This window comes from Oryzisolibacter propanilivorax (genome assembly GCF_900103645.1).
Lineage (GTDB): Bacteria > Pseudomonadota > Gammaproteobacteria > Burkholderiales > Burkholderiaceae_C > Melaminivora > Melaminivora propanilivorax.
The window spans coordinates 120,136-132,366 of record NZ_FNHP01000010.1 but is presented as its reverse complement, the minus strand read 5'-3'; the positions used below and the strand labels follow the sequence as shown (position 1 = coordinate 132,366).

Genomic DNA, 12,231 nt, shown 5'->3' with positions numbered 1-12,231 from the left:
CGCGTGAGCGACATCGTCGGCGAGATCAGCGCCGCCAGCCGCGAGCAAAGCGCCGGCGTGGCGCAGGTGGGCGAGGCGGTGACGCAGATGGACCAAGCCACGCAGCAAAACGCCGCGCTGGTCGAGGAGATGGCGGCGGCTGCGGCCAGCCTGAACAGCCAGGCGCACGAACTGGTGCAGGCGGTGAGCGTGTTCCAGCTGGGGCAGCAGCAGCAGGCGCTCGCACCTGTGGCGGCGGCCGTGCCTGCGCCAGCCGCCGTCCGCCAGCCGATGGCCGCGCCGGTGCCCGCTGCGTCCCGCAAGCCTGTCGCCGCGGCCCCGCAGCCGGCGCTGACGACCTCGGACGACTGGGAATCCTTCTGATGGCAAGGTCAGTTTTGCTGCGATTTTGATAGCTGCATGCCCTTGATATACAAGGGCTGCAGCCTGTTTTCATTCAAAATCGACGGGGACAAGAAAAAAGACCCGGATGCATGCGCATCCGGGTCTTTTCAACATTCTGGTGGTGGTACCGGGACTTGAACCTGGGACATCAGCATTATGAATGCTGCGCTCTAACCAACTGAGCTATACCACCGAAGCCGCAAATTATAGAACAAGAATTCCGCGTCCGTGACTTACTGGTGCGTGAATTGTGCCTGGCGCTTGTTCACGAAGGCGTCCATGCCTTCCTTCTGGTCCTGGGTGGCGAACAGCGCGTGGAACAGCCGGCGCTCGTACATCAGGCCGTCCGAGAGCGTGCCCTCAAAGGCGCGGTTGACGGTCTCCTTGGCGGCCATGACGGCGATCTGCGAGAAGCCGCAGATGACGATCGCGGCCGCCAGGGCTTCTTCCATCAACTTGTCGGTCGGCACCACGCGGCTGACCAGGCCGGCGCGCTCGGCTTCCGCGGCGTCCATCATGCGGGCGGTGAGTGCCATGTCCATGGCCTTGGACTTGCCGACGGCGCGCGGCAGTCGCTGCGTGCCGCCGGCGCCGGGAATCACGCCCAGCTTGATCTCGGGCTGGCCGAACTTGGCGTTCTCGGCGGCGATGATGAAGTCGCACATCATTGCCAGCTCGCAGCCGCCGCCCAGCGCGTAGCCGCTCACGGCGGCGATCACCGGCTTCCTGATGGCGCGGATCTGCTCCCAGTTGCGCGTGATGTAGTCGCCCTTGTAGGCGTCGGCGAAGCTGTATTTCGCCATGGCGCCGATGTCGGCGCCGGCGGCGAAGGCCTTTTCGCTGCCCGTCAGGATGATGCAGCCGATCTTCTCATCGGCGTCGAACGCCTTGAGGGCCTCGCCCAGCTCGTTCATCAGCTGGTCGTTCAGCGCGTTGAGCTGCTTGGGGCGGGCAAGCGTGATGACGCCGACCTGGTCCGCCTCGGTGCGGACTTCGATGCATGCATAGGCCACGGTGTGATCTCCGGTAGGGGATGGAATGACAGGGAAGGGAACCGGGCAACTATAGCCAGCACGCGGGCGTCAGGCCGTGCCCAGCCAGCGCTGCGCGCGGGCGGCGTCGGCCACGTCCAGGTACACCGTGTCGCCGCCCGGGCCTTCGGCCGGCAGCCGCAGCGGCAGGCGCAGCAGCCGCCGGTCGCGCGACACCAGCGCGGTGCAGTCCGCGCCGGGGGGCACGTACAGCGGCAGGTCGTCCAGCTGCTGCAGGCGCCAGCCCTCGTCCGGTGTCTCGACGGCCAGCCACTCGTCGCCGGCCATGAGGCCCGCCGCCTCGGCCGCGCCGCCGCGCAGCACGGTCTTGACCTGTACGCCACCATTGCCCTCGGACACGCGCAGGCCCAGGCGCTGTGCCAGCGATGCGTCCTGGAGCTTCAGGGTGATGCCGTGCGCGGCCAGCAGCTCGGCCAGCGGCAGCTCGCCGGTGCCGTGCACCCAGGCGTCGATCTCGCCGGCCCAGTCGCGCCCGGTGAGCTCCTGCAGCACGGCCAGCAGGTCGTCCTCGCCCATCGGACCGCCGCCCTCCGTGCGCCGCCACAGCGCGCGCATCACGTCGTCCAGCGTCACGCGGCCCTCGCGGCGCAGCGCCAGGTCCAGGCACAGGCCGACGAGGGCGCCCTTGGTGTAGTAGCTGACGGTGGCGTTGGGCGTGTTCTCGTCCTGGCGGTAGTACTTGACCCAGGCGTCGAAGCTGGCCTGCGCCACGCTCTGCAGGTGGCGCCCGGGCGTCTGCAGCACCTGGTTGATGGTCTTGGTGAGCAGGCGCAGGTAGCTGGCGTGGTCGATCAGCCCGGCGCGGCGCAGCAGCAGGTCGTCGTAGTAGCTGGTGAAGCCCTCGAAGAACCACAGCAGCCGGGTGTAGTTCTCCTGCGCGTAGTCGTAGCGCGTGAAGTCCGCCGGGCGCAGGCGCTTGACGTTCCAGGTATGGAAGTACTCGTGGCTGATCAGGCCCAGCAGCGTCTGGTAGCCCTCGCTGGCGCGCTCCTGGCCCAGGCGCGGCAGGTCACGCCGGGCGCAGATCAGCGCGGTGGAGTTGCGGTGCTCCAGCCCGCCATAGCCGTCGCCGACCACGTTCAGCAAGAACACATAGCTGTCGAACGGCGGGCGCGCATCGCCGTGCCAAAACTCAATGACTTCCTCGCAGATGCGGCGCACGTCGCGCACCAGCCGGTGCCCGTCGAAGCTGGGCGCGGCGCCGGCCACCACCAGCCGGTGCGGCACGTTGCAGGCAGTGAAGCGAATGCTCCAGAACGGGCCCAGCTCCACCGGGCAATCCACCAGCTCGTCGTAGTCACGCGCACGGTAGCTGCCAAAGCCCGAGCGCGCCACGCGCAGCGGCGCCAGGCCGGTGGCCAGCGACCAGCCGGCCAGCTGCTGTGGGCGCTCGATCTCCAAGTCGTGCGCCAGCGCTTCCTGGCCGTGCACGCGCAGACACAGGCTGGTGCCATTGAAGAAGCCCCGGCAGGCATCCAGCCAGGCGGTGCGCACCGAGGTGTCGTAGGCGGCGACTTCGTAGTGCACGGTCAGCGGCTGGCCGGCTGCGCAGTCGGCGCGCCAGCGGCACTTGTCCAGCTGGTGCAGGGCGACAGGCTGGCCGCCCTGGCGCGCGCCGCGCATCTGCAGGTTCTTGGAGAACTCGCGCACCAGGTAGCTGCCCGGGATCCACACCGGCAGCGACAGCTCCTGCTGCGCGGCGGGTGCGTGCACCGTCAATTCGATGCGGTACAGATGTTCGTGGCGGGCTGAGAGGTCGACGCGGTAGTGCACCGCGGCCGAAGTAGGGCGCAGGGTGGTCATCGGCAGGCGCCGGGCAAACCGGTGCTATCAAAAACAGAGATGCAGGCCCAAGTAAATAAAGGGCTGGAGCCGTATTTCATGGAAAAAAGGCGCGCCACCGATGGCGGCCGCCCGAACCTCACTTGGCGGCGGCAGCCGCTTCGGCCAGGCGCTTTTCCACGTCCTGCGCGCCGATGGCGCCGGGGATGCGCGTGCCGTCGGCGAACAGCAGCGTGGGCGTGCCGGTGATCTTGTGCTTGCGCCCGAAGGCCAGGTTGCGCTGCAGCGCGGCAGTGTCGCAGCTGGCGGAGGCCGGCATCTTGTCGCGCAGCATCCAGTCGTGCCAGCTGCCGGCGGCGTCCTTGGCGCACCAGATGTTGCGCGACTTCTCGGCCGAATCCGGGCTCAGGATCGGATACAAAAACAGGTAGACCGTGACGTTGTCGACGTTCTGCAGGTCCTTTTCGAAGCGCTTGCAGTAGCCGCAGTTGGGGTCCTCGAACACCGCCACCTTACGCTCGCCCTTGCCGCGCACGATGGTTACCGCGTCCTGCAGCGGCAGCGCCTTGAAGTCCACCGCGGTCAGCTTGGTGATGCGGTCCTCGGTCAGGTTGCGGCGCGCGCGGGTGTCGATCAGCTCGCCCTGGATCAGGTAGTTGCCCCCGGCGTCCGTGTAGAACAGGTCGGTGCCGACGCGCACCTCGTACAGGCCCTTCATCGGGGTCTGGCGCACCTCGTCGATCTGCGACAGCTGCGGAATGCGCTCGGCCAGCGCCTTGCGGATCACGGCGTCCTGCGCCAGGGCGTGGCCGCCGGCCAGCAAGAGGGCTGCGGTGGCGAGCAGGGTACGGGCTTGTTTCATGGACGGGGGAGAAGGAATCAGGTTGCGAGAGTACGGCCGCCAGGGCCGCCGCACGGCGGGGAAGGTGTCAGGGCGCGCTGCCGCCCATGGCGCGCTGCGCCACCCAGTGCTTCAGCGGGCCGCTGCGCTCGAAGCCGTTCATGCCCCAGTTGCGCAGCGCCGCCAGCGCCGACTCGCGCCGGGCAAACAGCTGCTGCAGCCCATCCATGACCAGCCCGGCCGGCAGCAGCGCCGCCTTGGCGGCACGCTCGTAGCGGCGCAGCAGGCGCAGGTCGGACAGCGGGCGCCAGCCCTCGCGCTGGCGCAGCACCTGCGCCAGCAGCTCGGCGTCGGCCAGGCCCAGGTTCAGGCCCTGGCCGGCCAGCGGGTGCACGGTGTGCGCCGCGTCGCCGGCCAGCACCCAGGCGCCGCGGCTGTCGCCGGGCATGCGCCCGCACCAGTGGCGCGCGCGCGCTTGCTGCAGCGCCCAGGCGGCGCGCGGCCCGTTCACGCGCAGCCCGCCCAGTGCCCCGCGGCTGGCCTGCGCCAGCTGCCGGGTGAAGGATTCGTCGTCGGCCTGGAGCCATTGCGCCGCTTGGTCATGGGGGACAGACCAGACCACGGCCACCGAGTTCCCCTGTGGTCCGTCCAGCGGCAAAAAGGCCAGGATCGAGCCGTCCGGCGCGAACCACTGGCGCGCCACCTGCTCGTGCGGCAGCTCGCACGCCAGGCGCGTGGCGATCGCCGTCTGGCCGTAGGGCGTGACGTCGAACTCCACGCCCAGCTCGGCGCGGGTGCTGCTGGCGCGGCCTTCGCAGATCACCGTGAGCGGCGCCGGCACCGGCGCGGGCACCAGCTCGACCTGCGGCTGGAAGCGCACCGCGTCCTGCAGCCGCGCGTGCAGCGCCGGCACGTCGACGATCCAGGCCAGCGCCGCGTCGCCCTCCGCGCCGGCATCGAAGTGCACGGCGCCGTCCTGGTCGGCCGCCACCTGCATGTGCAGCACCGGCGTGGCGTGCTGTTCGTCCGGCCAGGCGCGCAGCGACTGCAGCAGCGCGTGCGAGGCGGCATTCAGCGCATAGGCGCGCACGTCGGCGGTCTCGGGTGCATCGGGCGCGGCCGGCGGGGCCACCAGCGCCACGCGCAGCCGCTCCCGCGCCAGGAGAAGGGCCAGGGTACGGCCGACGATGCCCGCGCCCCGGATGCAAATGTCGAATGTCTGCGCCATGCGCGGCATTGTAGGAGCGCCCCGCGCAGGGCCTTGCAGGCCCCCGGCCTAGAATCGCGGGTTTCCCCAGACACCCAGAAAGCCTGAAGCGCCATGAGCCTGAAATGCGGCATCGTCGGCCTGCCCAACGTCGGCAAGTCCACCCTGTTCAACGCCCTGACCAAAGCGGGCATCGCCGCCGAGAACTATCCGTTTTGCACCATCGAGCCCAACACCGGCGTGGTCGAGGTGCCCGACCCGCGCCTGGACCAGCTGGCCGCCATCGTCAGCCCTGAGCGCACCGTGCCGGCCATCGTCGAGTTCGTGGACATCGCCGGTCTGGTGGCCGGTGCCAGCCAGGGCGAGGGCTTGGGCAACCAGTTCCTGGCGCACATCCGCGAGACCGACGCCATCGTCAACGTGGTGCGTTGCTTCGAGGACGAGAACGTGATCCACGTGGCCAACAGGATCGACCCGATCGCCGACATCGAGGTCATCCTGACCGAGCTGTGCCTGGCCGACCTGGCCACGGTGGAAAAGGCCCTGAACCGCTATTCCAAGGCCGCCAAGAGCGGCAACGACAAGGAAGCGGCAAAGCTGGTTGCATTGCTGACGCCGATCCAGGCGGCGCTGAACGCGGGCCAGCCCGCGCGCACGGTGGAGGTGTCCAAGGAGGACGCGCCGCTGCTCAAGCAGTTCTGTCTGATCACCGCCAAGCCGGCGATGTTCGTCGGCAACGTGGCCGAGGACGGCTTCGAGAACAATCCGCTGCTGGACAAGCTGAAGGAATACGCCGCCGCCCAGGGCGCGCCGGTGGTCGCCATCTGCGCCAAGATCGAGGCGGAAATGGCCGAGATGGACGACGACGACCGGGCCATGTTCCTGCAAGAGATGGGCCTGGACGAGCCCGGTCTGAACCGCCTGATCCGCGCTGGCTACGACCTGCTGGGCCTGCAGACCTATTTCACCGCCGGCGTGAAGGAAGTGCGCGCGTGGACCATCAAGAAGGGCGACACCGCGCCCCAGGCCGCCGGCGTGATCCACGGCGACTTCGAGCGCGGCTTCATCCGCGCGCAGACCATCGCCTTCGACGACTTTTTGCAGTTCAAGGGCGAGCAGGGCGCCAAGGACGCGGGCAAGATGCGCGCCGAGGGCAAGGACTACGTCGTCAAGGATGGCGATGTGATGAATTTCCTGTTCAATGTATGACAGCGCCGACACGAGAGATGTCCGCCGACGGCTGGATGGTCGAGAGCCTGTCCCATGGCGAGATTTTCTTCGCCTCGCCCACGCTGCAGCAACGCTCGCATGGGACGAAAGGTGCCGTGTGCGCCTACGAGCCAGTGAGCGCCGACGGCGTCCGCCGGCTGTTTGATCGCGCGCGAGCAGCGGGCATAGCTCGCCCTGTGCTGTTTGGCTTGGTGCCGTTTGACACCACACGCCATGCCAGCTTCACGATCCCAGTGCAGCTGCAGTTGGCACCCGTACCGCAGCGCGGCGGCGCCGTCGTCGCGCCGGCGGGGCGCAGGCCTGCGGTGGTGGCGCGCCAGCCTGTCCCTGCGCCTGAAATCTATGGCGATATGGTGCGCAAGGCGCTGGATCTTTATGAAGAGGGCGACGTGCGCAAGATCGTCCTCTCACGGGCCATGGACGTGGAGCTGGATGCGCCTATTGCATACGCCGATGTGCTGCGTGACCTGTTACGCCGCAACGCGCAGGGATATACCTTTGCCGTGCCCGCTTGGTCCGATGGTGTGGCCGGGGCCCAGCCGGCCGCGAGCATGGTGGGGGCCAGCCCAGAGTTGCTGGTGCGCCGCGAAGGCGACAGGGTGTTCATCAATCCGCTGGCCGGCTCGATCCCCCGTGTGGCCGATCCGGAAGAGGACCAGGCGCGCCGCGAGGGCCTGGCGGTGTCTGAGAAAGACCTGCGCGAGCATGGCTATGTGGTCAGCGACATCGTGCGCATCTTGCGCGAGCACTGCGAGGAACTTGACGTGCCGCAAGGTCCCTCGGTGATCGGCACCGATGCGCTATGGCACCTGTCCACTTTCATTGCCGGCCGATTGAAGAGTCCTGACTTGTCCGCGCTGGGGTTGGCTTGCGCTTTGCACCCCACGCCAGCCATCTGCGGTTTTCCCACCGCGCAGGCGTTCGCGCATATCCAGGACTTGGAGCCGTTCGACCGCGAATACTTCGCGGGTTTGGTCGGCTGGCAGCGCGAAGATGGGGACGGCGAATGGGCCTTGACGCTGCGCTGCGCCCGGTATGACGGAGACCGCCGCTTGCGTCTGTATGCAGGCGCGGGCACGGTCGCCGGGTCGGATCCGGAGAGCGAGATCCGCGAAACAGCGATGAAGATGGAAACCTTCATGCGCGCCATCGCATGACCGCCGCGCGGCTTAGGCAAAAAAAGACCTGCCGACGCGACGTGTCAGCAGGTCTTTTGCATTCACCGAAAAAAGTCAGTTCTCGGCAAGATTCAGGCGTTGGATCACGGGGGACCACCGCTGCAGTTCGTCCGCCATATATTGCCCGAACGCCTCGGGCGTAGATGGGGCCGCTTCCATGTACATGGTTTTCAGGCGCTGCGTCACCGAGGGGGAGGACAGGGCCTGGGTCAGGGCCGCATTCAGGCGTGTCTTGATGTCCGCTGGAATGCCGGCAGGCGCCACGAAACCGATCCAGCCTGAGCCTTCCACGCCGGGGTAGCCCAGTTCTGAGACTGTCGGCGTGTCGGGCAAGAAAGACAGGCGTTTGGCCGCCACTGCGGCGATGGCGCGCAAGCGGCCGTCTTTCACCATGGGCATCACCGCTACGGGGGGCAGCGCGGCAAACTGGGTGTCGCCGCTCAACAGCGAGGTGACCGCGTCTGGAGAGGATTTGTAGGGAACATGCAAGGCTTTGCCGCCCACACGGTCCAGCAAGAGCTCGACCGCCAGATGCGAGACCGTGCCTGCCCCTGTACTTGGGAAGTTCAACTGGGCGCCCGGCTTTTTCATGGCGGCAACCAGTTCAGGGAGTGTTTTGACCGGCGATGCGGAGGGGACCACCAAGACGTTGTACTGGTGCACGCCCAGCGTCAGTGGGGTCAGATCGGTGGCGGGCCGGTACGGCAGATGCTTATAGATGACCGTGTTGTTGACCAGCGGACCCGTGATCGAAACGCCGAACGTGTATCCATCGGGATTGGCCTTGGCAATCGCATCGGTGCCCAAGTTGCCACTGGCGCCTGGCTTATTTTGAATCACGATGCTTTGCTGAAGCGTCTTTCCCGCTTCCTCGGCCACCGCACGGGCCATGGTGTCCGGGCTGGAGCCGGGCCCGAACGGGACAATCAGGGTCAAGGGCTGCCTGACAGGCCACGCCGCAGGTTGAGCGCTTGCCGTTGCGATCAGTCCTACGGACAAAAGAGCAGCCAAGCTGCGCAAACCAAGTGATTTCATCTCCGAGGATCTTTCTAAGGTTCAGGAACAAATGCTTCCGGCAAGATAACTGCCTGAGCAGCCATCAGGAATGGCGGAAGGGGCGCAGAGCCAGGCAAACGCCTTCTCCGCAGCCTGCAAATGCTAACGCCACCCTGGCGGGCGTGGCAGGCGAATCCAGACCGCGAACGGACCGGTTCAACTGCTGCACAGCGCCGCCGGCCAGCCCACGCCGCGGTCGCCGGTCAGCGCTCGAAAGCCGGGGCGCGCGAAAAGGTAGCCCTGCATCAGGCTCACACCCTCGCTGCAGAAAAAATCACGCTCGCCCTCGGTCTCGATGCCCTCGGCGACGATGCTGATGTCCAGCTCCTGGCAGATGCGCAGCAGCCCGCGCGTGATGGCCTGGCGCGAGCGGCTGGTGTCCACGCCGCGCACCAGCGCCATGTCCAGCTTGACGATGTCGGGCTGGAAGTCCGCCAGCAGCGTCAGGCCGGCATAGCCGGCGCCGAAGTCGTCGATGGCGGTGAGAAAGCCGAAGCGCTGGTACTCGCGCAGGATCTCGGCCAGCCACGGCCCGTCCTCGACCCGCTCGCCCTCGGTGACCTCGAAGATGATGCGTTCCAGCGGAAAGGCGTGCTCGCGCGCGGCGTCCAGCGTGGTGCGGATGCACAGCTCGGGCCGGTACACGGCGTTGGGCAGGAAGTTGATGGACAGGCGCGTGCCCATGCCCAGCGCCGCCGCGGTGCCGATGGCCTTGACGCGGCAGGCCTGGTCGAAACGGTAGCGGTTGTCTTCGGTCACCTGGCCCAGCACCCAGCCGGCGCCCTGGCCTTCGGGGCCGCGCACCAGCGCCTCGTGCGCCCAGACCTGGTGCGCGGCCAGATCGACGATGGGCTGGTAGGCGAAGTCGAAGTCGAAGCCCAGCGGCGCCGCGTTGATGCAGCCGGCGCAGCCGCGCGTGGCACGGGGGGCGTTGTCGGATGGAAGAGGGTGCATGGGCAGGGTCCGCAAGAGCTGGGGCGGGGACACCATTGGTGACAGTCGGACGCATCGTCGCACAGGCGGCTGCCCGGCAGCACCCGGCCCGACATTGGCCCGGGTCGGCTGTCGGGCTTGGAGGCGGCGCCGTGGCGGATTGGAGCGCCGTGCGTGCTGTCCGCTGCGCGTCAGCCGGGCCGGGGCGGGCAAGCGCACAATCCGCGGCACCCAGACGCCCAGCCCAGTGCCGGCCCGTAGAGCCGCCGAGTCCCGGCGCTGCGCCAGCCGCGCCTGGTGGCGGTCTCGGGCCTGTCGGCGCTGCTACTGTCAGCCAACTGGCTGATCTATGTGTGGGCGGTGAACAGCGGCCATGTGCTGGACGCCAGCCTGGGCTACTTCATCCTGCCGCTGATCAACGTGGCGCTGGGCTACGTGGTGCTGGGCGAGCGCCCGCGGCGCGGCCAGTGGGCAGCGGTGGCCATCGCCGCGCTGGGGGTGCTGTGGCTGGCGCTGCAGGCAGGCCGCCTGCCCTGGACCGGGCTGGCGATCGCGCTGACTTTTGGCGGCTACGGCCTGCTGCGCAAGACGGCGCCGCTGGGCGCGCTGGAGGGCTTGGCCCTGGAAACCGCGCTGCTGGCCCCGCTGGCCGCCGCGCTGCTGGCCTGGTGGGGCTGGCAGGGCACGGCGGCGTGGGCGCACGCCAGTGCCGCCGACTGGGCTTGGCTGCTGGCGGCCGGGCCGATCACCGCCGTGCCGCTGCTGCTGTTCGCCGCCGGCGCGCGGCGCGTGCCGTTGGCCACGCTGGGGCTGCTGCAGTACATCGCCCCCAGCCTGCAGTTCCTGCTGGGTGTGGGACTGCTGGGCGAGGCGGTGCAGCCGGCGCGGCTGGTGGGCTTCGCGCTGATCTGGGGTGCGCTGGCGCTGTTCGCGCTGGAGGGAGCCTGGCAGCGGCGCCGCACGCTCGCGATGCTGGATTCAGTATGAAATCTGCTTTGAGCCCATATGGATCAACGGCTGGCAGCTATCAAAACAGTCGTTATCCGTGCAGCCAGGACAGCCAGCCATCGGGCACGGTGTGCAGCAGCAGCGTGGTCATGACCAGGTAGCGCAGGAACTTGCCCACCGCCATGTAGGCCACGCAGGGCCAGAACGGCAGGCGCAGCCAGCCGGCGACGGCGCACAGCGGGTCGCCCACCACCGGCAGCCAACTCAGCAGGCAGGCGCGCGCGCCGTGGCGGCGCAGCCACACGCGCACCACCCGCTCGTGGCGCGACAGCCGGCGCGGGCGGCGCGCGGGCGGCGGCGCATCGGCCGCGGCCAGTTGGCGCGCGGCCTGCCAGGCCTTGTGCGCCCCCAGGCCCATCCACCAGCTGACGGCGCCGCCCAGGGTATTGCCGGCGCTGGCCATCAGCACGGCCGGCCAGAACAGCTCCGGGTTCAGCTTGATCAGGCCGAACACCGCCGGCTCGGAACCCAGCGGCAACAGCGTTGCGGAAACGAAGGCCACCAGAAAGACCGTGCTCAGGCCGAATTGCGGCAGGGCCAGGGTGTCGAGCAGCAGGTGCATCCAGTCGGGCATGGGCGGGCAGTGTAGGAAGAGGGCGCGCGCGCCGGAACATTCCTGTGCGTGGCGCGCTGCCTCTTGTATCGTCGCCGCTCTCAATACAGGCGTAGGAGGGAGCGACGATGACAGGCAGGCAGCGTGCAATGGTCATGGATGGGCGCAGCAAGGCGCTGGCGGCGGGCGCCGCGGCGCTGCTGGCGCTGGCGCTAGGCGGCTGCGCCGGCCTGGCGGGCACGGCCCCGCAGGGCGCGGGCGCGCCCGACCTGGTGCCGCTGGCCAGCGTCGCGCCGGACATCGCGCAGGACCTGCGCTATGCCGGCAGCCGCAACTTTCTCGGCCGCCCGGTGGCCGGGTACGAGCACGCGCAGTGCTGGCTCAGTCGCCCGGCGGCGCAGGCGCTGGCGGCGGTGCAGCGCGAAGTGGCGCCGCTGGGCCTGCGCGTCAAGGTCTTCGACTGCTACCGGCCGCAGCGCGCCGTGGACGATTTCGTGCGCTGGGGACGCGACCTGAAAGACCAGGCGACGCGCGCCGCGTACTACCCGCGCGTGCCCAAGGCCGAGCTGTTCCAGCGCGGCTACATCGCCGAGCGCTCGGGCCACAGCCGCGCCAGCACGGTGGACCTGACGCTGGTGGTGGAGGATGGCATGCGCGCGCGCCAGGTGCTGGCCGGGCCGCTGGCCGATGGCGAAGAGGCCGACATGGGCACGCCGTTCGACCTGTTCGATGCGCGCTCGCACACCGACAACGCCGAGCTGCCGCCGGACGTGCAGGCCAACCGCCGCTGGCTGCGCGCGCTGATGCAGCGCCACGGCTGGCGCAACCTGCCCGAGGAGTGGTGGCACTACACGCTGGAGCAAGAGCCCTATCCGCAGCAGTATTTCGACGTGCCGCTGCGCTGACGCGGGCTGCGCCACGCCAGCCGCGCAGCAGCTGAGCGAGACGCAGCGCGACGATCTGCTGGCCTGCCTCGAGCACCTGGCCGGGCAGGGTGCCGGGCCCGC

At 68.8% G+C, this 12,231-nt stretch carries 10 protein-coding genes, 1 tRNA gene and 2 pseudogenes; 5 read left to right on the top strand and 8 right to left on the bottom strand.

All coding sequences use genetic code 11. The annotated features are described in order from the left end of the window. Window positions 1–363: pseudogene (locus tag BLQ61_RS15000) on the top strand (methyl-accepting chemotaxis protein); the annotation flags it as partial. A gap of 137 nt (window positions 364–500) precedes the next feature. Here BLQ61_RS15000 and BLQ61_RS14995 read toward each other — a convergent pair. The 5 genes from BLQ61_RS14995 to BLQ61_RS14975 form a co-directional block, all read right to left on the bottom strand. Next, window positions 501–577: transfer RNA gene (locus BLQ61_RS14995), tRNA-Met, on the bottom strand. Between the two features lie 40 nt (window positions 578–617). Then, a complete protein-coding gene (locus BLQ61_RS14990) occupies window positions 618–1,397 on the bottom strand; it encodes an enoyl-CoA hydratase (protein WP_091572064.1) in 780 nt (259 codons plus the stop codon). A gap of 69 nt (window positions 1,398–1,466) precedes the next feature. Continuing rightward, a complete protein-coding gene (locus BLQ61_RS14985; protein WP_175488313.1) occupies window positions 1,467–3,239 on the bottom strand; it encodes a M61 family metallopeptidase in 1,773 nt (590 codons plus the stop codon). 118 nt (window positions 3,240–3,357) lie between these two features. Beyond that, a complete protein-coding gene (locus BLQ61_RS14980; RefSeq protein WP_091572061.1) occupies window positions 3,358–4,080 on the bottom strand; it encodes a DsbC family protein in 723 nt (240 codons plus the stop codon). A gap of 67 nt (window positions 4,081–4,147) precedes the next feature. Continuing rightward, window positions 4,148–5,287: an FAD-dependent monooxygenase gene (locus BLQ61_RS14975; protein ID WP_091572101.1), complete on the bottom strand. Its 1,140-nt coding sequence runs from the start codon at window positions 5,285–5,287 to the stop codon at window positions 4,148–4,150. A 93-nt stretch (window positions 5,288–5,380) separates the two neighbouring features. On the opposite strand from BLQ61_RS14975, the gene ychF reads away from it, so the two are divergent. Both ychF and BLQ61_RS14965 read left to right on the top strand, forming a co-directional pair. Continuing rightward, on the top strand, window positions 5,381–6,475 hold the full coding sequence (gene ychF / locus BLQ61_RS14970; RefSeq protein ID WP_091572059.1) for a redox-regulated ATPase YchF: 1,095 nt from the start codon (window positions 5,381–5,383) through the stop codon (window positions 6,473–6,475). A gap of 17 nt (window positions 6,476–6,492) precedes the next feature. Beyond that, on the top strand, window positions 6,493–7,653 hold the full coding sequence (locus tag BLQ61_RS14965) for an isochorismate synthase (protein WP_245704089.1): 1,161 nt from the start codon (window positions 6,493–6,495) through the stop codon (window positions 7,651–7,653). Window positions 7,654–7,728: 75 nt separating this feature from the next. On the opposite strand, the gene BLQ61_RS14960 is transcribed toward BLQ61_RS14965, so the two are convergent. Together BLQ61_RS14960 and BLQ61_RS14955 are read right to left on the bottom strand one after the other, a co-directional pair. Continuing rightward, window positions 7,729–8,709 carry a Bug family tripartite tricarboxylate transporter substrate binding protein gene (locus tag BLQ61_RS14960; protein WP_091572054.1) on the bottom strand — a complete coding sequence of 327 codons (981 nt, stop codon included), beginning with the start codon at window positions 8,707–8,709 and terminating at the stop codon, window positions 7,729–7,731. 177 nt (window positions 8,710–8,886) lie between these two features. Then, window positions 8,887–9,684 carry an EAL domain-containing protein gene (locus tag BLQ61_RS14955; RefSeq protein WP_091572051.1) on the bottom strand — a complete coding sequence of 266 codons (798 nt, stop codon included), beginning with the start codon at window positions 9,682–9,684 and terminating at the stop codon, window positions 8,887–8,889. Window positions 9,685–9,945: 261 nt separating this feature from the next. Between BLQ61_RS14955 and rarD the strand changes: the two are divergent. Continuing rightward, a pseudogene (gene rarD, locus BLQ61_RS14950) lies at window positions 9,946–10,650 on the top strand (EamA family transporter RarD); the annotation flags it as partial. 52 nt (window positions 10,651–10,702) lie between these two features. Here the strand turns inward: rarD and BLQ61_RS14945 are convergent. Continuing rightward, on the bottom strand, window positions 10,703–11,233 hold the full coding sequence (locus BLQ61_RS14945) for a YqaA family protein (protein ID WP_091572099.1): 531 nt from the start codon (window positions 11,231–11,233) through the stop codon (window positions 10,703–10,705). Between the two features lie 119 nt (window positions 11,234–11,352). Here BLQ61_RS14945 and BLQ61_RS14940 point away from each other — a divergent pair, with 119 nt between their 5' ends. Beyond that, window positions 11,353–12,129 carry a M15 family metallopeptidase gene (locus BLQ61_RS14940; protein WP_245704087.1) on the top strand — a complete coding sequence of 259 codons (777 nt, stop codon included), beginning with the start codon at window positions 11,353–11,355 and terminating at the stop codon, window positions 12,127–12,129. The last annotated feature ends 102 nt before the right edge of the window (window positions 12,130–12,231 follow it).